19 protein-coding genes and 1 other RNA gene are annotated in these 25,360 nt (G+C 64.8%); 4 read left to right on the plus strand and 16 right to left on the minus strand.

The genetic code is table 11. From position 1 onward, the window contains the following. The first annotated feature begins 108 nt into the window (after positions 1–108). Positions 109–2,508 carry a phosphoribosylformylglycinamidine synthase subunit PurL gene (gene purL, locus ACR0R4_RS07610; RefSeq protein ID WP_433646732.1) on the plus strand — a complete coding sequence of 800 codons (2,400 nt, stop codon included), beginning with the start codon at positions 109–111 and terminating at the stop codon, positions 2,506–2,508. A 54-nt stretch (positions 2,509–2,562) separates the two neighbouring features. On the opposite strand, the gene tmk is transcribed toward purL, so the two are convergent. The 7 genes from tmk to ACR0R4_RS07645 form a co-directional block, all read right to left on the minus strand. Beyond that, entirely contained in the window at positions 2,563–3,183 is a 621-nt protein-coding gene (gene tmk, locus ACR0R4_RS07615; RefSeq protein ID WP_433646733.1) for a dTMP kinase, read from the minus strand. Between the two features lie 38 nt (positions 3,184–3,221). Next, on the minus strand, positions 3,222–6,035 hold the full coding sequence (topA, locus tag ACR0R4_RS07620; protein ID WP_433646735.1) for a type I DNA topoisomerase: 2,814 nt from the start codon (positions 6,033–6,035) through the stop codon (positions 3,222–3,224). A 164-nt stretch (positions 6,036–6,199) separates the two neighbouring features. Continuing rightward, positions 6,200–6,526 carry an Rv3654c family TadE-like protein gene (locus tag ACR0R4_RS07625; RefSeq protein WP_433646737.1) on the minus strand — a complete coding sequence of 109 codons (327 nt, stop codon included), beginning with the start codon at positions 6,524–6,526 and terminating at the stop codon, positions 6,200–6,202. Then, on the minus strand, positions 6,523–6,924 hold the full coding sequence (locus tag ACR0R4_RS07630) for a TadE family type IV pilus minor pilin (RefSeq protein ID WP_433646739.1): 402 nt from the start codon (positions 6,922–6,924) through the stop codon (positions 6,523–6,525). The genes ACR0R4_RS07625 and ACR0R4_RS07630 overlap by 4 nt, the downstream gene beginning before the upstream one ends. 3 nt (positions 6,925–6,927) lie before the next feature. Beyond that, a complete protein-coding gene (locus ACR0R4_RS07635) occupies positions 6,928–7,272 on the minus strand; it encodes a DUF4244 domain-containing protein (protein WP_433646740.1) in 345 nt (114 codons plus the stop codon). Between the two features lie 154 nt (positions 7,273–7,426). Beyond that, on the minus strand, positions 7,427–8,200 hold the full coding sequence (locus ACR0R4_RS07640; RefSeq protein WP_433646742.1) for a type II secretion system F family protein: 774 nt from the start codon (positions 8,198–8,200) through the stop codon (positions 7,427–7,429). Positions 8,201–8,377: 177 nt separating this feature from the next. Continuing rightward, the gene (locus ACR0R4_RS07645) at positions 8,378–9,415 is read right to left on the minus strand and encodes a TadA family conjugal transfer-associated ATPase (protein WP_433646743.1); all 1,038 of its coding nucleotides are present in this window, start codon (positions 9,413–9,415) and stop codon (positions 8,378–8,380) included. Positions 9,416–9,664: 249 nt separating this feature from the next. Between ACR0R4_RS07645 and acs the strand changes: the two genes are divergently transcribed. Continuing rightward, on the plus strand, positions 9,665–11,656 hold the full coding sequence (gene acs / locus ACR0R4_RS07650; RefSeq protein ID WP_433646745.1) for an acetate--CoA ligase: 1,992 nt from the start codon (positions 9,665–9,667) through the stop codon (positions 11,654–11,656). A 66-nt stretch (positions 11,657–11,722) separates the two neighbouring features. On the opposite strand, the gene ACR0R4_RS07655 is transcribed toward acs, so the two are convergent. Next, a complete protein-coding gene (locus ACR0R4_RS07655; RefSeq protein ID WP_433646746.1) occupies positions 11,723–12,196 on the minus strand; it encodes a RidA family protein in 474 nt (157 codons plus the stop codon). Between the two features lie 3 nt (positions 12,197–12,199). Beyond that, complete coding sequence (sp36, locus tag ACR0R4_RS07660; RefSeq protein WP_433646747.1) at positions 12,200–12,373, minus strand: Sp36 family protein; 174 nt, start codon at positions 12,371–12,373, stop codon at positions 12,200–12,202. 98 nt (positions 12,374–12,471) lie between these two features. On the opposite strand from sp36, the gene ACR0R4_RS07665 reads away from it, so the two are divergent. Beyond that, positions 12,472–15,078 carry a transglycosylase domain-containing protein gene (locus tag ACR0R4_RS07665; RefSeq protein ID WP_433646748.1) on the plus strand — a complete coding sequence of 869 codons (2,607 nt, stop codon included), beginning with the start codon at positions 12,472–12,474 and terminating at the stop codon, positions 15,076–15,078. Further along, positions 15,075–16,118 carry a metallophosphoesterase gene (locus ACR0R4_RS07670; protein ID WP_433646749.1) on the plus strand — a complete coding sequence of 348 codons (1,044 nt, stop codon included), beginning with the start codon at positions 15,075–15,077 and terminating at the stop codon, positions 16,116–16,118. The genes ACR0R4_RS07665 and ACR0R4_RS07670 overlap by 4 nt, the downstream gene beginning before the upstream one ends. Before the next feature lie 237 nt (positions 16,119–16,355). On the opposite strand, the gene ACR0R4_RS07675 is transcribed toward ACR0R4_RS07670, so the two are convergent. The 7 genes from ACR0R4_RS07675 to ffs all read right to left on the minus strand — a co-directional run bounded on the left by ACR0R4_RS07675 (position 16,356) and on the right by ffs (position 25,355). After that, the gene (locus ACR0R4_RS07675; protein ID WP_433646750.1) at positions 16,356–17,429 is read right to left on the minus strand and encodes an aspartate-semialdehyde dehydrogenase; all 1,074 of its coding nucleotides are present in this window, start codon (positions 17,427–17,429) and stop codon (positions 16,356–16,358) included. 107 nt (positions 17,430–17,536) lie between these two features. Then, on the minus strand, positions 17,537–18,814 hold the full coding sequence (locus ACR0R4_RS07680) for an aspartate kinase (RefSeq protein ID WP_433646751.1): 1,278 nt from the start codon (positions 18,812–18,814) through the stop codon (positions 17,537–17,539). A gap of 152 nt (positions 18,815–18,966) precedes the next feature. Continuing rightward, positions 18,967–19,560, minus strand: a complete 594-nt coding sequence (gene recR / locus ACR0R4_RS07685; protein WP_433646752.1) for a recombination mediator RecR — start codon at positions 19,558–19,560, stop codon at positions 18,967–18,969. Positions 19,561–19,573: 13 nt separating this feature from the next. Then, complete coding sequence (locus ACR0R4_RS07690; RefSeq protein WP_433646753.1) at positions 19,574–21,853, minus strand: DNA polymerase III subunit gamma and tau; 2,280 nt, start codon at positions 21,851–21,853, stop codon at positions 19,574–19,576. 29 nt (positions 21,854–21,882) lie between these two features. Continuing rightward, positions 21,883–23,118, minus strand: a complete 1,236-nt coding sequence (locus ACR0R4_RS07695) for an acetate/propionate family kinase (RefSeq protein WP_433646754.1) — start codon at positions 23,116–23,118, stop codon at positions 21,883–21,885. Next, positions 23,115–25,235 carry a phosphate acetyltransferase gene (gene pta / locus ACR0R4_RS07700; RefSeq protein ID WP_433646755.1) on the minus strand — a complete coding sequence of 707 codons (2,121 nt, stop codon included), beginning with the start codon at positions 25,233–25,235 and terminating at the stop codon, positions 23,115–23,117. The genes ACR0R4_RS07695 and pta overlap by 4 nt, the downstream gene beginning before the upstream one ends. A gap of 23 nt (positions 25,236–25,258) precedes the next feature. Beyond that, an RNA gene (gene ffs, locus ACR0R4_RS07705) (signal recognition particle sRNA small type) lies at positions 25,259–25,355 on the minus strand. Positions 25,356–25,360 lie beyond the last annotated feature (5 nt).

Here is a 25,360-nt window from a genome sequence, read left to right on the forward strand (position 1 = left end):
CCAGCGACCCCGCCGCATTGCTTCCCCTGGCGCAGCGGAGTCGGCTGTGGTTGTGGCTTCGGTACGCCGGGCGATCCACGCACTCATTTGCGAAGGTAGGCTAGAGGGGTGACTGACACCACTGCCGCAGCGCCCGTTGAACCCCGCCCCGACACCGTCTCTGACGCGGCCTCGACGCCCGATCGCGTACAACCGTTCGAAGCTCTCGGCCTGAAGGCCGACGAGTACGCGCAGATCCGCGAGATCCTGGGCCGTCGCCCGACCTCTGGCGAGCTCGCCATGTACTCGGTGATGTGGTCGGAGCATTGCTCCTACAAGTCGTCGAAGATCTACCTGCGCCAGTTCGGCCAGAAGGTCAATGACAAGATGCGCGAGCGCCTGCTCGTGGGCATGGGCGAGAACGCCGGCGTGATCGACGTGGGCGAGGGCTGGGCGGTGACTTTCAAGGTCGAAAGCCACAATCACCCGTCGTACATTGAGCCGTTTCAGGGTGCGGCGACCGGCGTCGGAGGCATCATCCGCGACATCATCTCGATGGGTGCGCGCCCCGTCGCGGTCATGGATCAGCTGCGCTTCGGCGACATCGACGACCCCGATACCGCGCGCGTGGTGCACGGCGTCGTCTCGGGCATCTCCTCCTACGCGAACTGCCTCGGCCTGCCGAACATCGGCGGCGAGACCGTGTTCGATGGCGTGTACCAGGCGAACCCGCTCGTGAACGCGCTCGGCGTCGGCGTGCTGCGGCACGAAGACTTGCACACAGCCAACGCCTCGGGCCTCGGCAACAAGGTCGTGCTCTTCGGCGCACGAACCGGCGGCGACGGGATCGGTGGGGCCTCGATTCTCGCCTCCGACAGCTTCAGCGAGGGCGGCCCGACCAAGCGCCCCGCCGTGCAGGTGGGCGACCCCTTCGCCGAAAAGGTGCTCATCGAGTGCTGTCTCGAGCTGTTCGCGGGAGATCTGGTTGAGGGAATCCAAGATCTCGGCGCGGCCGGCATCTCGTGCGCGACCTCCGAGCTCGCGGCGAACGGCGATGGCGGCATGTTCATCGAACTCGACAGCGTGCTGTTGCGCGACCCCACGCTCACCGCTGAGGAGATCCTCATGTCGGAGAGCCAGGAGCGCATGATGGCGATCGTGAAGCCTGAGAAGCTTGAATCGTTCCTGGCGGTCACCGCAAAGTGGGACGTTGAGACGAGCGTGCTCGGCGAGGTTACCGACACCAACCGACTCATCATCAACTGGCGCGGAGAAGAGATCGTCAACGTCGATCCCTCGACCGTCGCCGTCGACGGCCCGGTGTACGAGCGTCCGGTCGCCTACCCCGCGTGGATCGACGCACTGCAGGCTGACTCGGCGGCTTCGCTGCCTCGGGCCGCGAACGACGATGAACTTCGCGCTCAGGTCATCGCGGTCGCCGCGTCACCCAATCAGGCCGATGTGTCGTGGATCACCAACCAGTACGACAAGTACGTCATGGGCAACACCGCGCTCTCCTTCCCCGACGGGGCGGGCATGATCCGCGTCGATGAGGAGTCCGGGCTGGGTGTCGCGATCGCCACCGACGCGAATGGCCGCTACTGCCAGCTTGACCCGTACGCGGGCGCTCAGCTGGCGCTCGCCGAGGCGTACCGTAACGTGGCGACCTCGGGCGCGATTCCCACGGCGGTGACCGACTGCCTGAACTTCGGCAGCCCGGAGAACCCAGAGGTGATGTGGCAGTTTTCGCGCGCGGTTGAGGGCCTCTCCGATGCCTGCCTCGCACTCGAGGTCCCCGTGACCGGCGGCAACGTTTCCTTCTACAACCAGACCGGCGACGTTCCGATTCACCCGACCCCCGTGGTCGGCGTACTCGGCATCATCGACGACGTGGCGCGCCGCGTGCCGAGCGGCTGGCAAGATGCGGGCGACCACCTGTACCTTCTCGGCACAACGCGCGATGAGCTGGACGGTTCGGCCTGGGCCGAGGCGATCCACGCACACCTCGGCGGACTGCCGCCTCAGGTCGATCTCGCGGGCGAGCGTAACCTCGCAGAGCTGCTGCACGCGGCCGCACTGGAGGGCCTGCTGTCGGCCGCGATCGACCTCTCCGATGGGGGTCTCGCGCAGGCGTTGACCGAGGGCTCGCTGCGCTTCGGCGTGGGCGTGCGCGTGTGGATCGACGAAATCTTGTCTCGCGACGGGGTCGACGCAACCGCGGCGCTCTTCTCGGAATCACAGGGACGCGTGCTGGTCTCGGTGCCACAGGAGGAGGACGTGAAGTTCCGCGGGCTGTGCGAGGGTCGCGGCTACCCGGCGTTGCGGATCGGCGTCACCGATGCCGTGGGGCAGGCGATCGAAGTGCAAGATCGCTTCGCCATTCCGCTCGCTGAGCTCGGTGCCGCACACCGCGACACGCTGCCGGCTCGCTTCGGAGCGATCATCGCCGAGGACACCTTCGACCTCCCGACCGACGCGGCTGCCAGGCGGGCAGCGCGAAGCGGTCTCGGCCGAGGGATCTCGGAGTAGCCGCAGGAGGAATAGCCGCAGGCGGCATCGCCTCGGGCGCATGCGCGCGCCCCGTTAGGATGCGAGCAGCGGCGCCACCTGAGCGATAATCGCGGCGTGGAGTTCATCTCGTGGGAGCGAAGCGTCGAGCACGAGAAAGCGATCGGGGTCTGCCTCAGCGAGCCTGAGAAACCCCTCGCGCACCGCACGATGAAACTCGGCGGCTTCGGACTCAAGTCTGTCCGCGCGCTCCCCCGTGGCCTCGCGGCGCTCTTGAGCGAGTTCGGGCGTGACATCCAAGAGCACCGTCAGGTGCGGCCAGAGCCCCCCGGTCGCCCATTCGCTGATGCGACGAACCTCGGTGAGATCCAAGGGGCGACCGGCACCTTGGTACGCCAGTGACGAGTCAATGTAGCGATCCTGCACCACGGCAGCCCCGCGTTCAAGCGCCGGGCGCACGACCTTGGAAACGTGCTGGGCGCGATCCGCGGCATAGAGCAGCGCCTCGGCGCGGTCGTCGACGTGCTCGCCGTGCAGGAGAAGCTCGCGGAGCGATGCCCCAAGCATGGTTCCCCCGGGTTCGCGTGTCTGCACCACTTCCAGGCCACGCTCCCCGAGCCAACTCGCAAGCAACTCGGCCTGCGTCGTCTTCCCGGCTCCGTCTCCGCCTTCAAGGGTGATGAAGATGCCGCTCACTGCCGGTTCTCTTTTCGTGTCATCATCTCGAAAGTGGATCAGGCTTCAGCTGCAGCCGCGGCCTTCGCCGCCGCATTCGCCTTGCGCGTTTCGGCTGCCTTCTTCGCCGCGGCCGAACGGGCCGGATCCACTATTTTTGTGGTCGACGCTTTCTTGGCCGCTGTCTTCTTCGCGGGAGCCTTCTTGGCGGCTGCCTTCTTCGCCGGGGCCTTGCGCTTCACCGGACCTTTCGCACGCTTAATCGCGAGCAACTCAACCGCGCGTTCGAAATTGATGTCGTCAACGCTGTCGCCCCGAGGAATCGTGGCGTTCGTTTCGCCGTCGGTGACGTAAGGCCCGAAGCGACCGTCCTTGACCTTGATGGGTTTCCCACTCACCGGGTCGGCGTCGAATTCTTTCAGGGCGCTAGAGGCTCGGCGCGCCCCGTACTTGGGTTGCGCGAACAGTTCTTGCGCTGCAGCTAGATCGACTGAGAATATTTCGTCCTCGCTGGTCAAGGACCGGGTATCGGTGCCCTTCTTCAGATACGGACCGTAGCGACCGTTTTGCGCCGTAATCTCGGCGCCAGACTCGGCGTCCATGCCCACGACGCGCGGCAGCCCGATGAGCGCCACCGCGGTGTCGAGATCGATCGTCGCTGGGTCCATGCTCTTGAAGAGGGACGCAGTGCGGGGCTTTTCGCCCTTCGGCAGCTCTTCTCCCTCATCGGGGAGTTCGGTGACGTAGGGGCCGAAACGACCGATCTTCGCGATGATGCGTTTCCCGGTCTCGGGGTGGAGCCCCACCACCCGATCTTCTGCGGGCTCCGCATCTGCAAGCTCGTGGGCCCGCTCGGTCGTGAGTTCGTCAGGTGCGAGCCCCTCGGGAATGTTGACGCTACGCGGCTTGAGCGCCCCGTCTTCGCCCGCCTCGCACTTATCGTCGAATACCTCGAGATAGGGGCCGTACTTGCCGTTTCGCAACGAGATCGAGTCGTCGATGCGAATCGTGTTGATGGCCCGAGCGTCAATTTCACCCAGGTTGTCGACGACCCCTCGCAAGCCCGGATGATCGCCGTGGCCGTGGTAGAACTCGTTCAGCCACGTGCTTCGGTCGGCTTCTCCTGCGGCGATTCGGTCGAGGTCGCTCTCCATCTCGGCGGTGAAGTCGTAGCTGACGAGCGCAGAGAAGTGCTCCTCGAGGAGACGCACCACGGAGAATGCGATCCAACTCGGAACGAGGGCTTGCCCCTTCTTTGTGACGTACCCACGGTCGCTGATTGTGCCGATGATCGCGGCGTAGGTGGACGGCCGCCCGATGCCGAGTTCTTCCAGTCTCTTGGTGAGGCTCGCCTCGGTGAACCGGGGCGGCGGGCTGGTCTCGTGGCCCTTTGCTTCGGGTGCTACGACCCGCAGTTTCTGACCCTCGGAAAGCTGCGGCAGCGCCACGTTCTTCTCCGCCTCACCGCGCTTCTCGTCGCGCCCCTCCTCGTAGGCGAGGAGGAATCCCGGGAAGGTGATGACGGTGCCGCTGGCAGTAAATTCGGCCTCGGTCGGTGAAGACTGACCCGGCTCGTCAAGCGCGACGCCAAGGGTGACCGTGTCGGTCGATCCCTTCGCGTCCGCCATTTGGCTCGCGACCGTGCGCTTCCAGATCAGATCGTAGAGTGCGAATTCGCCCTGGGTGAGCTTGCTCTTGAGCTCGCTCGGGCGCTGGAACGTGTCACCCGCTGGGCGAATCGCCTCGTGGGCTTCCTGTGCGCCCTTCGCCTTGCCCGTGTAGACACGCGGAGCGTCTGGCACGGTTTGGGCGCCATACAGCTCGGCCGCCTGCGAGCGGGCCGCCGCAATCGCCTGCTGCGACAGCGTGGGCGAATCCGTTCGCATATAGGTGATATGCCCGTTTTCATACAGTGACTGGGCAAACGACATCGTCTGGCGTGAGCTGTAGCGAAGCTTGCGCGATGCCTCCTGCTGCAACGTGGAGGTCGTGAACGGCGCCGCCGGACGACGTGTGTGTGGCTTGGTGTCGATCGAGAGCACTCGAGCTTCCGTGCCCGCAGCCAGGAGAGTGGCGAGTCGCTCCGCGCGCTCCTGCTGCAGCAGAATGACTCCCGCCGACTGTGCCTTCGGCTTCAACTCACCCACATCGGTGAAGTCACTTCCGGTGGCGAGACGCAACTGGTCGAGTCTCACCAATCGCGCCTCAAAGCTCGTGGAATCAGGGGCGCTCGCGTCAGGTTGGAACGTGGCCGTCAAATCCCAGTACGAGGCCGACACGAATGCGCGTCGCTCGCGCTCGCGATCTACGACGAGTCGCGTTGCCGCGGACTGCACGCGACCCGCAGAGAGCTTGGGAGCGACCTTGCGCCACAGCACCGGTGAGATGTCATAGCCGTACAAACGGTCAAGAATGCGTCGCGTCTCTTGCGCGTCCACCAGAGCAAGATCGATGTCGCGGGTATTCGCTTTGGCCTGCTCGATGGCCTCTTTGGTGATCTCGTGAAAGACCATCCGGCGAACCGGAACCTTCGGGCTCAGCACCTCGAGCAGATGCCACGCGATGGCCTCGCCTTCGCGGTCCTCATCTGTTGCGAGCCACAGCTCGTCCGCTCCCTTCAGCGCGCGCTTCAGTTCGCTGACCGTCTTCTTCTTATTCGCATTGACCACGTAGTAAGGAGCGAAGCCGTTTTCTACGTCAACCGCAAACTTTCCGAATGGACCCTTTTTGAGCTCGGCCGGCAGCTCCGAGGGCTCGGCAAGGTCTCGAACGTGCCCGACGGAAGCGATTACCTCATAGCCGTCACCGAGGTACCCACCAATGGTCTTCGCTTTGGTGGGAGACTCGACAATCACGAGCTTCTTGGCCGCCACGGCTCTCCTTTATTCATACGTAGGGTTCCTGCACGCCGACGCTGGTTCGGTTCGCACACAAGATGGTTCTGCTTCGACACGATACACACCACACGGTGAAAGTTCGGCCAGTCAAGATCCGCCACGCGGTCTTCCGCGCATGTACCAGCGATGCGTTCTCCCCCTTACTCTATGCCCGCAGGCCCTGCACGGGCGTGGATCGCGACGACTCCGAGCACCGTGCTCGCCTGCACGACCACCGTCGCCACGCCCGTGTTGTCATCGACCGAACACTCCGAAAGCGAGACCGATGTCGCTGCAGCGACTTCGGCGGCGAGCGCACACGGGTCGGCGGAGATCCACCCACCGGCAGCGTCGGCCGCCGCGAGAGCCGCCGAATCGGCGGCCGCCGCGACGCGGTGCCGGGTCTCGAGCGCGCTTGCCCCGCCGAGAACCGGCAGTCCGAGCGCGAGTGTTGTGGCCGCGCAGGCGATGAGGAGCGGTGCGCTCATCGCAGTTCGTTCACCGTCGCTGCGCTCGGCGCGGCCTCGGCCTCACTTCGCGCCGCACACCCGGAGGCTGAGATGCGCAGTGCGGCAAGCAGACCCGCCCCAGGCTGAGCGCTCAGCGCAACACAGTGCAGTGGACCGAGGCTTTGGCGGGTGACACTGACACCGGGCATGAGTTGCGACACTCGCAGTGATGCCCCTGCGGCATCACCCCGAGCTTCGAGCCTCGCAACGTCGCCCGCTGCCGAGGTCAGCGTCAGTTGCTGAGTCGCGATCAGTATCGACCCGATAATCATGACGAGCACGATCAGCACAGCTGGCAACACCACCACGAACTCGGCGGTCACCGAGCCACGGTCGGAGTCGTGATCACGGTCTCGAGATGTGGCCCACTTGGCCATCTCTCATCCTGCCGAGCCGAGTGCGTTCTGCACGAGGTCGACCAACATGGCGCGAATTTCGCCAGACCGCATAATGGCCACGAGAAGCCCGGCAAATGCGACTGCCGCCATGATGACGATCGCATACTCTGCCGTAACGGCGCCGCGCTCTTCTCGCAGAGGAGATGCCATGCGCCACCGCTCCACCCGTGAGACCTTGGAGCTCTGCAGCCAGCGCGCGCGGCGCTGACGGCTCGAACTGCTCGGGTGCGCAGAGCGCGGGTCCCTCTCCGGGGCCGGCGCGGATTCAGCCCGGGCGTTTCGCGCCGCCGCCGAATTGTCAATCACGAGGGTGAGTGAGGTGCTCATGTCGCTTCCTTTCAACGGGCACGGCCCCAGCGATTGCCGGTCACTCCATGGTGTCGGGCGAGAGGATGTGGTGCGGGCAGATTGTCGGTGCCACCCGAATCTGTGGAGAAGAGGCGGAGGCTCGGCACCTGTGCGCGGAGAACGAGCATGTGGGCTATTCCAGCACTCCGCCCAACACCGCGAGCAGCACGGGCATCACTCCGAGCAACACGAACGACGGCAGCACACAGACCGCGAGCGGCAGGAGCACCTGCACCCCGAGCCGCTCGGCGGCGCTTTCTAGGTCTGCCTGTGCTCGTGCTCGTGCGTCTTCGGCCTCCCTCAGCAGCATGGGCCCAACCGGGGTGCCGAGCGCTTCGGACTGAGTAAAGACGGCCGCAACGGGGCCGTCTCTGCGCAACCTGTCAAGCTGGACCCACTCAGCGCGGGCCGCGTCAGCACAGTCCGCCACGCGTCGCAGCGCGACCCACGGCGGGGAACCTCCACCGAGCGCGATCCACGCAAGCTCGCACTCGAGGCCCGCGACGCAGTCCACCCGCTCAAGGCTCGCTGTGAGCGCTCTCGCCCACCTGATTCCCAGCACCAGGAGACCCACTCCGAGGGAGACGAGGATCGCACCCAATGGGCTCAACACCACGGGGAGCGGGTCGAAACCGAGTAGGGCCCCCAAGACCAAGGCAACGACGGGGAGAGCCCCCACCAACCGAACAGTCGATCGCGGCCCCGCAAGCAACACCTCCCGCCGCTCGGAGACCCGTTCAAGCGCCCGAAGTGCATCGGCGAGTCGCTCCAACGCCGCAGCGAGGGGCGCACCACTCTCCTCGGCTAGTCGCCACGCTGACATAATCACCCGCCATTCGGGGCCCTCAGGTTTCGGTGGCTTGATGCCGTCTGCGGCGAGTACGGCCCACACCCGACTACTCGGCACACCTCCGCGGAGCAGGGAGACCGCCCGCGTGAGTAGGCTCGCCGCAGAACACTGTTTCTCTGCGGCCGCAGCATCCTTCGCGCCTCCACGGGGTGCGCGAAGAGATTCGCGCGATCCACCTCGCAGAACTATCCGGCGCAGGCGGCTTCCTGTCTGAGCTAAGCGAGAGCGCATCATTCAGGGTCCAGACTCAGAAATGTCGTCTACTGCCAGGAGCCCCTCGCGCACGGCGAAGCGACCGATTGCCGACACCCGGTGCTCGCCCCCCGGGGAACGATCAAGGTGGACGACTGCGTGCAGCGCCGATGCCACCTGCCTGGCGAGCGACTCTGGACTGAGAGAGGCCATCGCACCCAGCGCCTCGAGTCGAGCAGGCACGTCTACGAGTCGGCTCGCGTGAAGAGTTCCTGCCCCTCCATCGTGCCCGGTGTTGAGAGCGGCAAGAAGTGTCGCGATCTCGGCCCCACGACACTCACCGAGCACCAGACGATCGGGCCGCATCCGAAGCGACTCCCGAAGGAGACGATCGAGGGGAAATTCCCCCACCCCCTCCGCATTTGACTGCCGAGCCTCGAGCGCGACATGGTGAGGATGCCGAAGCCTCAACTCGACAAGGTCTTCGATGGTCACGATGCGCTCGTGCGCGGGAGCGAGATCGAGCAGCGCCCCCAGCACCGTGGTCTTCCCGCTTCCTGTCCCGCCCGTAATGAGCAGGTTCTTGCGCTGGCTAACCGCGAGTCGCAGCCACCGATCGTGCCTATCTGAACACAAGCCGCCCCGCACGAGCGCGTCGAAGCTGAGTGGCTCCAGCCGCGGCACGCGAACCGACACCACGGCTCCGTGCGCCGAGACCGGCGGCAAGACCGCATGCACTCTGATCCCGTCGCCGAGGCGCACGTTCGCGGCCGGATTCAGCTCGTCGAGATGTCGACCCCCGGCCGCGATCAGCGCCACGGCGAGCCGCCGCACGGTGTCGGGTGCCACCTGCCAACTCTCCAAACGCTGCAGTGCTCCGCCCGCGTCGATCCAGAGCCGTCCAACCCCCGCGGAAACTTGGATCAGCACGTCTCGGAGCCCCGGCTCATCGATGAGCGGGAGGAGCCCGCCGAACGCTCGCCGCGCCTCGAGCGAGAGCGCGGCGGATCTCTTCTGTGGGCTCTCGGGTGGTGATCGAATGGGCGTGACGGGGGAAGATGTGTCGCTGAAGACCGGCATTGTCTCAGCCAATCAGCCTCTGGGCGCGTCAGCCTCCAGAGTTGGAATCTGTGGAAAAGTCAGGGAAACCTTGCCGGATTTCCACCCGGTGAGCGCACAATCAGCGCACGCAAACGCACCCAACCGGAGGTGATCCGCCCTCGGTAAGTTGCTACGAAGAGAAATATATTTTAAGCTTCGAGCACACGCACACCGGGGTGCGCTGCGCACACTGACGTGCAGGATCACAGAGATGGGATGACGGCTTCCATGACCGACATGACAGACCACGGCAAGATCGAAAGCCACTCGCTCGACGTCGAGACCTACCCACCGAGCGCCGAATTCAAGGCGCAAGCAAACCAGAATGATCCGGCCATCTATTGGAAGGCCGCCGAAGACCCCGAGGCGTACTGGGCGGATCAGGCGCGAAAGCTGCACTGGACCAAGCCATTCACCGACGTGCTCGACTGGTCAAATCCTCCCTTCGCGAAATGGTTCGCCGATGGCGAGCTGAACGTCACCGCGAACTGCCTCGACCGTCACGTCGCAAACGGCCTGGGCGACCGGGTCGCGATCCACTTCGAGGGTGAGCCGGGTGACACCCGCACGATTACCTACGGTGAACTCACCCACGAGGTGAAACGTGCCGCGAATATGCTCACAGCATTGGGCGTCGAAGCCGGCGACCGCGTCGCCATCTACATGCCGATGATCCCCGAGACCGTGATCGCCATGCTCGCGGTCGCCCGTCTCGGTGCGGCCCACTCGGTCGTCTTCGGCGGGTTCAGCGCCGAGAGCCTGCGTTCACGGATCGACGACGCGCAAGCCGAACTCATCATCACCGCCGACGGCGGCTACCGCAAGGGCCGCGTCTCCGCACTCAAGCCCACGGTCGACGATGCCCTCGCGCTCGCAGGCGACGGTCAGCCGCTGTCGGTGCAGAAGGTGCTGGTCGTGAAGCGCACCGGAAACGACGTCGACATGCAGCAGGGCCGTGACCTGTGGTGGCACGAGGAGATCACCGCCTACGAGGGCGAGCACGAGCCCAAGGGATTCCCGGCCGAAAACCCGCTGTTTATCCTCTACACCTCCGGCACCACGGGCAAGCCCAAGGGCATCCTGCATACCTCGGGCGGCTACCTCACCCAGACGAGCACGACCCATCGCGACGTGTTCGATCTGAAGCCCGAAACCGACGTGTACTGGTGCACGGCCGATGTCGGGTGGATCACCGGCCACAGCTACGTCGTCTACGCGCCGCTCGTCAACGGTGCCACACAGGTCATCTACGAGGGCACCCCGGACACCCCCGACTGGGGTCGCTGGTGGGAGATTGTGCAAAAGTACCGCGTCAGCATTCTGTACACCGCACCCACCGCGATCCGCTCGTTCATGAAGATCGGCCGCCAGGTGCCCGAGCAATACGACCTCTCAAGCATTCGCGTGCTGGGCAGCGTGGGCGAGCCGATCAACCCCGAGGCGTGGCGCTGGTACCACGAGGTCATCGGCGGCGGCAAGGCCCCGATCGTCGACACGTGGTGGCAGACCGAGACCGGGGCCATCATGATCGCCCAGCTGCCGGGACTCACTGCGGCAAAGCCGGGCAGCGCGCAGGTTCCGCAGCCGGGTATCTCGATCGATGTCGTTGACGATGGTGGCAACCGGGTGGATCGCGGCCAGGGCGGGCTGCTCTCTGTCGCGCGCCCGTGGCCGAGCATGGTCCGCACGATTTGGGGGGATCCCGACCGCTTCGTCGACACTTACTGGTCGAAATTCGACGATCGCTACTTCGCGGGCGACGGCGCGCGAGTGGACGAGGACGGCGACCTCTGGCTTCTCGGCCGAGTCGACGACGTCATGAACGTGTCGGGGCATCGCCTGTCGACCGCCGAGATCGAGTCGGCACTCGTTGAGCATCATGCGGTCGCCGAGGCGGCCGTTGTGGGTGCCGATGACGAGACGACCGGCCAGGCCGTAGTGGCATTTGTGATCCTGAAGTCACAACAGCAGCTGCTGACCGAAGACGATGCGGAGGCCGCGCTCAAGAAGCACGTCGCTGGAGCCATTGGTGCGATCGCCCGCCCGCGCCAGGTGTTCGTGGTGAACGAATTGCCGAAGACTCGCTCGGGCAAGATTATGCGGCGGCTACTCAAGGACGCGGCCGAGGGTCGTGACATCGGCGACACCACGACGCTTGCCGACACCTCCGTGATGCAGGTCATCTCGCAACGGGTGCGCAGCGAGCAGGCCGTACAGTAACGAGGCACGCACAGCAGAAGGGGGTGGATCACCGCGCGTGATCCACCCGCTTCTGCTGCAAAAAGGTTAGTCTTCGACCTCGAACACAAACTCAATCTCGACCGGCGCATCGAGCGGCAGCACGGCCACGCCCACAGCCGATCGCGCGTGGATGCCGATGTCACCAAACACGCGCCCCAGGAATACCGAGGCGCCGTTTGCGACCGTCGGTTGCCCGGTAAACGAGGGGTCAGACGCGACGAATGCGGTGACTTTCACCACCTGGCTGATCTTGTCAAGCGAACCGAGCACGCCACGTGCGGCGGCAAGACCGTTCAGAGCGCACTGGCGGGCAAGCTCCTCTGCCTGCTCGGCGGACACGAGACCCTCACCATCGCCAACTTTGCCCGTCACGGGCAGCGCACCGTCGACGAACGGCAGCTGACCGCTCGTGTAGACCAAGTTTCCACGGCGCAGTGCGGGCACATAGGCGGCCACGGGAGCTGCAACCACCGGCACTTCGTAGCCAAGCTCGCGGAGTCGATCTTCGATAACAGCCATGGATCAGGCCTTTCTCTTCATGTAGGCAACATTGCCGCCGGCTGGGCCGGCGATGATCTGCACCAATTCCCAGCCTTGGCCTCCCCAGTTATTGAGGATCTGTGCCTCATTATGAAGCAGGAGAGGGGTCACGAAGTACTCCCAGCGCTGCGGTTCAATTTCCTGGCCTTCGCTCACGATGTCCTCCTGTGGATCTGGTTCAGGTGATGCCCGGCGCTCGGCGCCTGAGGTGCGCAGCGCACGAATTATCAGGTGCGTCGCATACGATTTATCCTATGGCCTCCCAGTCACCTCAATCATCGCGCGCGAAGCGCGGCAACCTGCGCACCGCAAAGCCTCGCACCGCTGGCGGTGCACTCGGCGGAATCCTCGGCATCATCGTCATGAGCGTGGTCGCTGGCATTCTCCTTACTGCTGCCGTCACCCCGGTCGTCGCACTTAGCGGCGCCGCAGCGAGTTCCGCCATCAGCATCTTCGAAGAACTCCCCAACCACCTCAATCCGGGCCGCCTGGCTCTGCCGTCGACCATCTACGCCAAGCAGTCAGACGGCACGGAAGTCGAAATCGCGACGTTCTACGCGCAGGATCGCGAAATGGTGGGATGGGATCAGATCTCGCAGTACGTGAAGGATGCCGCTGTCGCGGAGGAAGATCCGCGGTTTTACACGCACGGCGGCGTTGACGTGCTAGCGACCAGTCGCGCAGTGCTGCAAAACGTTGCTGGTCAGGGCTTTTCGGGGGCTTCGACCATCACGATGCAGTACGTGCGCAACGTGTTGATTCAAGAGGCGGAGGCAATCTCCGACCCCGAAGAGAGCCAAGCCGCGTACGACGCAGCGATGAAGCAGTCGATCGACCGCAAACTGCAGGAAATGCGCTACGCGGTGAGTCTCGAGAAAGTTTATTCGAAAGACGAGATCCTGCTCGGATACTTGAATATCGCCCTCTTCGGCCGCCAAATCTATGGAATTGAGTCGGCGGCTCAGTATTATTACGCCAAGTCAGCGGCTGATCTGACAATTGCAGAGGGCGCGAGCCTCGTAGCAATCGTCAACAACCCCTCGCGCTACCAGATCGACCTCTCTGAGAACATTCCGGCCAACCAGGAACGCCGCGACAAGATCATCGGCTCCATGCTTCGCGAGGACCGCATCACACAGGCGCAGCACGACGAAGCGGTGGCGACTCCGGTAACACCTGTCATCACCCCTCGCGCCTCTGGTTGTGCCGTCGCAGAGAACATCGGGCTCGGCCACTTCTGCAACTATGTTCAGCTCTACATTCAGAACGACCCGAGCTTCGGCAGCACCGGCGAAGAGCGCAACTTCAACTTCCTGCGCGGCGGGTACAAGATCATGACGACGATTGACCTCGACATGCAGGCCGCGGGCCTGGCTGCGGTGCAGTCGGTGGTTCCGGCTCAAATGGACGGTATTGACATCGGTTCGGCGAGTTCGAGCGTCGAGGTCGGTACCGGTCGCGTGCTTGCGATGGTGCAGAATCGTCCGTTTAGCAACGACCCAGCGGTGCTCGAAGCGAATCCCGGATATACCAGCATCAATTACAACACCGATTTCGAGTACGGCGGATCGAGCGGGTTCCAGGTCGGCTCGACCTTCAAGCCCATCACCCTGGCCGAGTGGCTCCGCACTGGCCACTCGGTACGCGACATTGTGAACGCGAACGGCCGAACCGTTCAGGAAAGTTCCTTCAGAGCCGAGTGTCTGGGCGGCATTTACGGCACTGGTTCCTTCAAGTTTCAGAACGACCAGGGCACTCAGCGGGGCAACCAGTCGGTGCTGAACGTGATTGCCCAGTCCATCAACGGCGGCATTGTCTCTATGCAGCAGAAAATGGATCTGTGCGAGACGTTCGAGACCGCAAAGAACCTCGGCATCCATCGGGCGAGCCCACAGACCCTGCCTGGGCTCACGAACACCGGGACGACGGATCTCACCATTGTTCCCTCGAACGTGTACGGCGGCATCGACGAGATCGCCCCGATCACGATGGCGGGCGCATTTGCGGCATTTGCTGGCGGCGGCCAGGTTTGCACGCCGGTACCCATTGACTCGATCACCGGGCCGGAGGGTGAAGAGGTCCTCTTCACCAAGAGCAAGTGCCAGAGCGGCATCTCCCCTGAGGTTGCGGCCGGCGTCTCCTATGCCCTCGAGTACACGGTAAATAGTGGTCTCGCCACTCACGCGCGCTCGGCGATCGGCGTTCCCCACCTTGCTAAGACCGGCACGACCGACAACGTCGTAGACAACTGGACGGTGGGATCGAGCACCCGGGTTGCGACCGCGACGTGGGTGGGCAACGTCACCGGCAAGGTATCAACAATGCTGTTCGGACGCTTCACGGGCATCATGGTCGCTGACCAGACCATCTGGCCCGCGATCATGAACGTAGCGGATTCGAAGTACGGCGGTGAGGCATTCCCAGCACCCCCTCAGTCGGCGCTCAAGGTGACGACCTCCCAGGTACCCGAGGTGCGGGGAAAGACATTCGAAGAGGCACAACAGCTGCTGACCTCGGCCGGGTTTGACGTGACAGATGGGGGCGAGCAAGATTCCTCGGTGCCCGCTGGCTTTGTGTCAGCGACAAACCCAGGCGGTGGTGCGGAAACAATCGCTGGTTCCACGATTACGGTGTATCGAAGCAATGGGAGCATGTCGACGATTCCTGAAATCCCCGCTGGCAGCACAGGCGATGCGGCCCGGGCAACCCTGCAGACCGCAGGGTTCTCGGATGTCTCCCTGCGCTGCGACACCGGCAATACCGGCAACCCTGGCAGCAAACCCTTCGTATCGGTTGATCCGGGCGTGGGCACCGAAGCGAAGCGCGACAACCAGGTGCGTATTACGGTCAACTGTTCATGAGTGGTCGTGCTGGCTCGTCTGAAGCCCACCTGAGAGTGCGTCAGGCCTCGGGCGGCGGTGGCAGCAAGGCCGCCGCTGCCCTCGGCCTGGCCGTGGGTGCGGTCGCCCTCTGGGCGACCGCCGTCGAACCGCAGCTATTCACCCTGAGGCGTCACACGGTTGCGCTTCTCCCCGCCGGGCACGCTCCCCTGCGCGTGCTACAGCTGTCTGACCTGCATCTCGCGCCCTGGCAACACCGCAAGATCAACTGGGTGAGAAGCCTTGCCGAGTTGCGGCCAGACCTCGTGGTGCTCACCGGCGACCAGATGGGTCATCGAGGAGCCCGTGGACCACTGCTGCACGCCCTCCAAACATTGTCCGAGGCGGGGATCCCCGGTGTCTTCGTACACGGCTCGAACGACTACTACAGCCCCATTGTGAAGAACCCACTAAAGTACCTGCGGGCGCCAAGCCGCAAGGGTTCACGCACCCCAGACATCGACACAGCAGCGTTGACCCGGGGCCTGACCGATGACCTGGGGTTTGTGAACCTCAACAACGCGGCCACGTCGCTCACGCTACGCGGCACCACGTTCGAGGTTTTCGGACTCGGCGATCCGCACATTGGCTACAACGACGCGGCGAAAATGCACGCGTCGCTCGCCGCGCTGCGTGACGTCGGCGGCGCGGGCGCGACAGCAGTAGGTGAAGCAGACGCCTCAGATTCCCCGGGTTCACCAGTGCCCTCAGAGCAACCGCGGCTCGGAGTGGTGCATGCTCCCTACCAGGCCGCTCTCAACGATCTACTCGACGAGGGTGCTGACTTCATTTTCGCGGGCCACACGCACGGCGGTCAGGTTCGCATGCCGGGGGTGGGAGCTCTCACCACCAACTGCGATCTCCCTACCGAGCAGGCACGCGGCCTGAGCGTCTGGTACGACGCGGAGCGGGCGGCGTTCCTGAACGTCAGCGCCGGGCTCGGCGCTTCGATCTATTCACCGATTCGATTCGCATGCCGGCCGGAGGCCTCACTCATCACACTGGAAGCCGTGCGCGACTAGCGCTTCGTCACAGCCCTGCCCCTCGCACAGCCGTGCGCTGTTCGCCCGTGTGCCGCTCGCGCACCGGCACCCTGTGCTCGTGCTGCCCTGCCACTTGCTCAGCCTCGAGTGGGCGCGTATGGTGGCTTCCGGACTCGCGAACCAACCATTCACGCCCACTCGAAAACACGCCACTCGAAATCGGGACAGCGGCGTTCCCACTGGCACTGCCGGGGGCACTGCCAGTGGGGCTCCTACCTATGCGACGAGGAGCTTCTGCGCGACCAGTTCCGCGATCTGTACTGCGTTCAGCGCGGCACCCTTGCGCAGGTTATCGTTCGAGAGGAAGAGCGCAATTCCGCGCCCTTCGGGAGCCGACTGATCTTCGCGAATGCGACCCACAAAGCTCGGGTCCTGCCCGGCTGCCTCAAGCGGCGTGGGCACCTCGCTGAGCGCGACCCCCGGCGCCGCAGACAGCACCTCAGTCGCGCGCGCCGCGGACAGCGGGCGCGCAAACTCGGCGTTGATCGCCAGTGAGTGTCCGGTAAAGACGGGCACGCGCACGCATGTGCCAGCGACCCGAAGCTCCGGCAGCTCGAGAATCTTCCGGCTCTCGTTGCGCAGCTTCTTCTCTTCGTCGGTCTCACCCTGGCCGTCGTCGACGATCGAACCCGCGAGCGGCACCACGTCGAACGCGATCTGCTTCGCGTAGATCGTGGGCTCCGGCATCGATACGGCTCGCCCGTCGTGCACGAGGCCCTCGATTCCCCCGGCCTCGACCGCAGCGGTGACCTGCCCGGCGAGTTCTTTTGCCCCGGCGAGGCCCGAGCCCGAGACAGCCTGGAAGGTCGTCACAACGAGTCGCTCCAGCCCGGCCTCGGTGTCAAGCGCCTTGAGTACCGGCATGGCAGCCATGGTGGTGCAGTTGGGGTTGGCGATGATGCGCTTGGCACCCTCCGCGAGCGCCTCGTCGATTGCGTGCGGATTCACCTCGCTCACTACGAGCGGAACCTCGGGATCAAGACGCCAGGCGCTGGAGTTGTCGATGACCACCGCACCTGCGGCGGCAAACTTCGGGGCGTACTGCTTCGAAGCGGTGCCACCAGCGGAGAAGAGGGCGATATCGATGCCCGAGACATCGGCGGTGTCGACGTCCTCCACCACGATCGGCTCGCCGCGGAACTCAATGGTGGTTCCCGCCGAGCGCGCGCTCGAAAAGAAACGCAGCGTCGTGAAGGGCAGGTCGCGCTCGTCAAGCAGGCGACGCATCACGCCACCAACCTGGCCGGTGGCGCCAACTACGGCAACGGTTAAACTCTGTCTCTCAGCCATCGTAGGCTCCTGTCTGCGTGTGAGGAGGTGCCCGTGCGGTCACCCTGCCTGTGAGGTGGGGGTGGATCACGCCTGGCGATCCACCAGCAAAAGGTTGTGCGCGGACGCTAGCGCCCAGTTCCCCCGTATACGGTGGCCTCTGACTCTGCATCGAGGCCGAACGCGGTGTGGAGGGCTCGCACCGCCTTCTCCATCGCGTCAGCGTGAGTCACCACAGAGATGCGGATCTCGGAGGTGGAGATCATCTCGATGTTGATGCCTGCCTCGAAGAGTGCGCGGAATAGCTGCGCCGAGACACCGGAGCTTGTGCGCATCCCCGCACCCACGACGGCAACCTTCGCAATCTGATCGTCATAGAGCAGGCTCGTGAAGCCCAGCTCATCACGGTCGGCCTCAAGCGCCTCGACAACCTTGCGGCCCTCGGCGAGCGGCACGGTAAAGGAGATATCGGTGCGATTCGTGTCGGCAGCGGAAATGTTCTGCACGATCATGTCGATATTGGCGTTCGTCTTCGCGACGCACTCGAAAATCTGTGCGGCCTTGCCGGGCACGTCGGGCACTCCGCCTACCGTGACCTTGGCCTCGTTCTTCTCAGCGGCGACACCGGTGATAATCGGCTCTTCCATCTGAACTCCCTTCGGGTGCCCCTTCGCGGGGTCGTAGACGATCGTGCCTTCTTCGTTCGAGAACGAGGATCGGACGTGCAGCACGACCCCATGACGGCGTGCGTATTCGACCGCGCGCAGGTGCAACACCTTCGCGCCGGAAGCGGCAAGCTCGAGCATCTCCTCAGACGTGATGGCATCGATCTTGCGCGCGAGCGGAACGATTCGCGGGTCGGTGGTGAAGATCCCGTCAACATCGGTATAGATCTCGCACACGTCGGCATCAAGCGCGGCGGCGAGCGCGACTGCGGTGGTGTCGGATCCACCGCGTCCCAGGGTGGTGATGTCACCCGTTCCGCGGTTGAAACCCTGGAAGCCCGCGACGATCGCGATCGCACCCTGATCGAGCGCCTCGCGCACGCGCTTGGGTGTGACATCAACGATCTTCGCAGCACCGTGCTCGGCTGTCGTGATCATGCCAGCCTGGCTGCCAGTGAACGAGAGCGCTTCGACGCCCATTCCCTTGATCGTCATCGCAAGCAGCGCCATCGAAATGCGCTCGCCAGCGGTGAGGAGCATGTCGAGCTCACGCGGAGCCGGAATCGGGGTGACCTCGGCGGCGAGATCGAGCAACTCATCGGTGGTGTCACCCATGGCACTGACGGCAACGACGACCTCATTACCGGCGCGCCGGGTCTCGACGATTCGCTTCGCAACGCGCTTGATGCTCTCGGCATCAGCGACAGAAGACCCGCCGAATTTCTGCACGATCAATGCCACGGGTGGGACCTCCTGCATGCGGTCGGGGAAAAATTTCGGGTTTGCACCAACGACCATCTTACCGCGACCCGCATGGGGAAGCGTCCAGCCCCTCCTCACGCCAGCTCCACCAGGGTTCTGTCGCGTTGAGCGCGGCAACCGGGGCCAGGGCGCTAGACCTGCTGTCGCCCTTCGAACGCTCGACCCAGCGTCACCTCATCGGCGAACTCAAGGTCTCCCCCGACAGGAAGCCCCGACGCGAGTCGCGAAACCGGTACCTCAATGGCGCTTAAGAGCCGAGAGAGGTAGGCGGCCGTGGCTTCCCCCTCAAGATTCGGATCCGTGGCGAGAATCACTTCCCGAATCTCGGCCTCGCCCAGTCGACGCATCAGCGAGGCGATGTTGAGGTCATCGGGACCGATGCCGTCTATCGGACTGATCGCGCCGCCCAGCACGTGATAGAGCCCCCGGAACTGGCGAGTGCGCTCAATCGCCACGACATCCTTCGGCTCCTCCACCACACAGATCATCGTCGGATCGCGGCGCGGATCGCGGCACACCGAACACCGCACCTGCTCGGTAATGTTGCCGCACACCTCACAGAAATGCACCCGTTCGCGCACGTCGGTGAGGAGTTCGGCCAGTCGAGTGACGTCGAAGTTCTGTGTCTGCAGAATGTGAAACGCAATGCGTTGCGCCGACTTTGGTCCGATGCCAGGCAAACGGCCAAACTCATCGATGAGATCCTGCACGATGCCGTCGTACATGAGTTACCTCGCCTTAACTGTCATATTGTTTCGAGAGCGGAATCTCTTCGATGAACTTTGCGCCGAGTACCTCGCGCACGACCGACTCCCCGTACCGTGTGAAAGTCGGGGCGTTCGTCATCGGCCGCGCCTCCGGAGGATCAGGCTTTGAGACGGTTTCCGCCTGCGCCAGTGCCTGACCCGACGACGGGCTTTCACGGTGTTCGGTGCGTGTTCCGGTGCCCGCGCCATTCAGTGGATCGGCACCGTCGCGCGCGTCGTCGAACTCAGGTGGTGGTTCGTCAGTGAGCCCCGCGTAGGGATCGTCCGGAGCTTCCCCGACGAGTTCAGGGGGAAATGAGGGATCGAGCTGTAGATTCCGGTCGGGCGTGAACGTCGCATCGCGGGGCTCGCTGACCGGTGGCTTCGTAGCCGCCGCACCGATGCCCCCGATCAAGGCGCTGAGGCGTGCCGAGATGGGGTCTATCTCAGCATTTCCCGCAGGGTCGGGGTCCTCAGCCGCTTCCCCTGGCCCGTCTAGCGCGCCGGGGGCCTCGGGCGACGACGCCGGCGGCACACCGGGCGCGCCGGCAGGCAACTGCTTCGGCACGTACCGCACCGTGAGCCCAATTGCCGCACTGATCGCCTCGCGCAACGGACCGGCCCCGACCGACTTAAAACTCTCGAGGTCTGACTGGCTCGCGATTCCGATCGTGAGCACGTCATCGTGGAGTTCGAGCGGCACCACCGGGCGCACCGCGTTCCAAGCGTCACGGTCGTGCTCGAGGATCTCCTCGAGCAGGTCTGCCCAGACCTCGCGCAGCTCGTCAAGCGTCACCGGTTCAGCGATCGGTGTTGCGACGCGGGGCTGGTTCTCGTTGCTCCCCGCAGTGGATCCGGCGTTCGCCGGGCCGGCAGAACCTGCCCCGGCCGAGTCACTGCGCAGAAACTCGCGGGCCGATCGCAGTGTACTGATGATGTCCGGTGCTGGCTCGCTGGCCACGGGGGCGGGCGCGGAGGGTGGTGCCGATCCTGCAGCAGGCACCAAGCCCGAAGTCGACACTGAGGCCGAAGCAGGCACCGAGGCCGAAGCAGGCACCGAGGCCGAGGCCGAGGCCGCGTCCTGAGCCGACATGGAACTCCGTGTCGTCGTTGGTGCGGCACCAGGTGCCGGAGCAGCGCTGGTCACGGCAGCCGGGCCAGACGCGGGAACCGCGGTGGCAAGCGCCCGCGCGATCATCAGCTCGAGGTGCAGTCGTGGTGCCGTGGCACCAGCCATCTTGTCGAGCGCGGTGCTCACCGTGTCAGCGAGGCGAGAAAGTTCGCCCCGACCAAAGGCCTGGGTTTGCTCGAACATGCGTTGCAACTGCGCCTCGGGAACACCGCGGAACACGGCGGCAGCGCCGTCGATTGATGTCGCGCTGATGACGATGAGATCGCGCAGCCGCTCGAGCAGATCTTCGACGAAACGCCTGGGATCTTGCCCGGTCTGCACAACGCGATCGGTCGCGCGGAATGCCGCCGCAGCGTCGCTCGCGGCGAGCGCAACAACGACCTCGTCAAGAAGTTCTGAACTCGTGAAGCCGAGCAGGCCAGCGGCGCGCTCGGTGGAGACTCGGCCTTCTTCGCTGCCGGCAATGAGTTGGTCGAGAATACTGAGCGTGTCTCGCACCGACCCGCCACCGGCACGGACGACCAGCGGCAGCACGCCGGGTTCAACGTCCACCTCTTCGCTGTCGCACAGACTCTGGGCATAGGTGATGAGCGCGGCTGGCGCGATGAGCCGAAACGGGTAGTGGTGGGTGCGTGAGCGAATCGTGCCGATGACCTTTTCGGGCTCGGTGGTCGCGAAAATGAACTTCACGTGCGGCGGCGGCTCTTCAACGATCTTCAGCAGCGCGTTGAAGCCGCCCGGCGTCACCATATGGGCCTCGTCGATGATGAAGATCTTGAACCGATCTCGGGCCGGCGCGAATACCGCGCGCTCGCGCAATTCACGGGCGTCATCGACACCTCCGTGACTGGCCGCGTCGATCTCTACCACGTCGAGAGAGCCGCCTCCGGCACGACTCAGTTCGACGCAGCTCGGGCACACTCCGCACGGCGTGTCGGTGGGGCCTTCGGCGCAGTTCAGACAACGGGCAAGCACGCGCGCGGAGGTGGTCTTTCCGCATCCGCGAGGGCCGCTGAACAAATATGCGTGACCGATGCGCCCGTTGCGCAGCGCGGTCATGAGGGGTTCGGTCACATGGGCCTGCCCGATCATCTCGGAAAAGCCCTCTGGCCGATAACGGCGATACAGTGCGGTAGCCACGCACCCATGCTACCGGCGGGCACCGACAATCAGCCGGGGAGTGATTCCGTTCGCTCCCTAGACTGCGATGACGCTCGATCACTACTCACGAGTTGCCACGATTGCCGCGCGATTTCGGCTTCCTCGTCGGTCGGCACGACAAGCACCTGCACGCGTGAGGAATCAGTGCTGATTCGCCGGGGACCCGACTCCAACGAGGCGTTGCGCGCCGCATCGATCTCGATCCCCAGCCATTCCAAGCCCACACAGACTTCCGACCGCAGGGGCGCGTGATTCTCGCCCACGCCCGCAGTGAAGACGAGCGCATCCGCGGCCCCCAGTTCGACGAGGTACGCCCCCACATAGTGGCGGATCCGCCGCGCATACACATCCAGCGCCAACCGCGCGCGTGCTGACCCGGCATCGGCCGCCGCCCGCACGTCTCGCATGTCGTTCGACCCCGCGAGGCCGACGAGCCCCGATCGCTTGTTCAGGAGTTCGTCGAGTTGATCCACTGAGTAACCCGTACGCAGCAGGTGCAGCAGCACCCCCGGGTCGAGGTCGCCGCTCCGGGTACCCATCACGAGCCCTTCGAGTGGGGTGAGCCCCATCGAGGTCGCCACAGAGCGACCACCATCGATGGCGCAGACCGATGCACCGTTGCCGAGGTGCAGCACGATCTGCTTCAAAGAGTGGATCGGCTCCCCCAGAAAGTCGGCCGCCCGCTGCGCCACGACCTGGTGCGAGGTGCCATGAAACCCGTAGCGGCGAATTCCGTGCGCCGCGGCGATCTCGGTGTCGATCGCGTAGGTGTATGCCTCCGGAGGCATGGTTTGGTGGAACGCCGTGTCGAACACCGCGACATGAGGCACTTGGGGGAACGCCGCGCGCGCCGCCACGATTGCCTGATGATGCCCGGGGTTGTGCAGCGGCGCGAGCTCCGCGAGCTCGAGAATCCTCGCAGCGACCGCGTCCGTGATGAGCGTCGGATCGACGAATTCACTGCCCCCCTGCACGATGCGATGCCCGACCGCAGACAGCCCAAGTTCGGAAAGCGGCTGTCCGGCCGCAGCGCAAGCATCGACCATCGCGGCAAATGCGGCACGATGGTCGCGGATCGGCATCTCACTCTCAGTGCTCACTGACCCGGCCCGGTGCACGACGCGGCCCATCGACTCACCGATGCGCTCGATAAGCCCCGAGGCTTCCCGCCGCTCGGTGTGCGCGTCGATGAGCTGATACTTGATTGACGATGACCCGCTATTCACCACCAGAATGAGGCTCACGCGTGTGCCTCCTTGCCCATGCCCGCCTGCACCGCGGTGATGGCCACGGTGTTCAAGATATCGTCGATCGTGGCCCCCCGAGAGAGATCGTTGACCGGCTTGTTCAGGCCCTGCAACACCGGACCGACGGCGACGGCCCCAGCCGAACGTTGCACGGCCTTATACGTGTTGTTCCCCGTATTCAGGTCGGGGAATATGAACACGGTCGCGCGCCCCGCCACCGATGAGCCGGGCAGCTTGGACGCACCGGTCGCGGGGTCGGAGGCCGCGTCGTATTGAATTGGGCCATCGATGAGCAGATCGGGCCGTGCCGCACGGGCGATCTCAGTCGCACGACGCACTTTATCGACGTCGGCTCCACTTCCTGAATCGCCGGTGGAATAGGACAGCATCGCGACTCGGGGGTCGACGCCGAACTGTGCCGCCGTCTCCGCGGAGGAAATGGCGATGTCGGCGAGCTGCTCGGCGGTCGGATCGGGGTTGACCGCGCAGTCGCCGTACACGAGCACGCGATCGGCGAGCGCCATGAAGAACACGCTTGACACCACCGAGACACCCGGTTTCGTCTTGATGATCTCGAGGCTCGGCCTGATCGTGTGCGCCGTCGTGTGTGCGGCACCCGAGACCATCCCATCCGCCAGACCCAACTGCACCATCATGGTGCCGAAGTAGCTCACATCGGTCATCCGCTCGGCGGCCTCCTCAAGCGTCACCCCCTTGTGTGCGCGCAGCCGCGCGTACTCGGTGGCGAAACGTTCACGCAGAGGGGAGGTTTCGGGATCCACGACCTCGGCACCCGCGAGCGAGAGACCGAGTTCAGACACGCGCTTGTGCACGGCGACCTCGTCGCCGAGGATCGTGAGCCGGGCGGTCCCGCGCGCCAACAGCGAACTCGCGGCGCGCAGAATCCGATCGTCATCGCCCTCGGGCAGGACGATGTGCGCATCCGCCGCGGCCGCGCGCTCAAAGAGTTCGTAGGCGAACATGATGGGCGTGCGCACCTCGCCGCGATACAGCTCCAGCCGGTCACGCAGCAGCGCCGCGTCCACGTGCTGACGAAAGAGCCCGATGACAGTGTCGAGCCGCGCGGGCTCGTCGGCGCTCAGCACGCCGCGCGACTGCGTGATGTGCTGAGCGGTGTCGAAGGTGCCGAGCGAGGTATGAATCACGGGCAGCGCGGAGCCGATGCCGTCAAGCAACCGCTCGACATCCGGCGACAGTTCGAAGTCCCCGTTCAGCACCACCGCGGCGAGCGTCGGAAACGTGGGGGCCTCGTGCGCCATCGTCACCGCGAGCAGGGTTTCCGCGCGATCCGCCGCCACGACCACGGCCGAGCCCTCGAGGAGCCTGGGCAACACATGTTCCATCGACATTCCCGCGATCACAATCTGCCGCACCTCGCGGGCAAGCAGCTCGGCCCCGCCGCGCACCAGGCGTCCACGGACCGCGGCCAACACCGTTGCCACGGTCGGCGACACGAGCGCGATCTCCTCCGGAAGCGCCCACACCGGAAGGCCCGCCGGCACCGCCGCGCTCACCTCGGTCACGATGCGCTCCAGCGCTGGTGGATCCGCCCGATTGACGAGGACGGCGAGCAGGCTGGCGTGTGCGGCGTGGAGTTCGTGCCTGCCGATCTCGGCTACCTGCGCGATATCGCTCGCCGTGCGCGGGGTGCTCTGCCCCAGGGTCTCCGATGCGTCGTGGGTGCGCCCGCTCACGATCAACAGCACCGGAGTGTCGAGGTTCGCCGCGACGCGCGCGTTGAACGCGAGCTCCGTGGGAACGGCGACATCGGTGAAGTCACTCCCGACCACCACCACCGCGTCGCATCGAGATTTCAATGCCTGATATGCCGTGACGATCCGAGCGATCGCAGCATCGGGGTCGTCGTGCGCCTCGTCATAGGTGGCTCCGACGCACTCTGCATAGCTCGCGCGGGCCGTCGCGCGGGTCAGCAACAGCTCGAGCACGCGGTCTCGCGTGTCCCCCGCGCGGATCAGCGGCCGGAAGACCCCCACCCGCGGCGCGTCGACGAGCATGGCATCGAGCACACCCAGTGCCACCGCGCTCTTCCCGGATCTGCCCTCGGCAGACGTCAAATATATTGAAGCGACCACGTGCACCAGTCTAGGCGGAGGGCATGCAAGACCCCCCACGTACCCGGTAGAGCCCGGCTACCCTTGCTGCATTTCTGCCCTGGGGGAGTTCACCGAGGTACCGCCACGTGGGGGGCCTCAATAGT

The organism is Leucobacter fengyongliangi (assembly GCF_050971685.1).
Classification (GTDB): domain Bacteria; phylum Actinomycetota; class Actinomycetes; order Actinomycetales; family Microbacteriaceae; genus Leucobacter.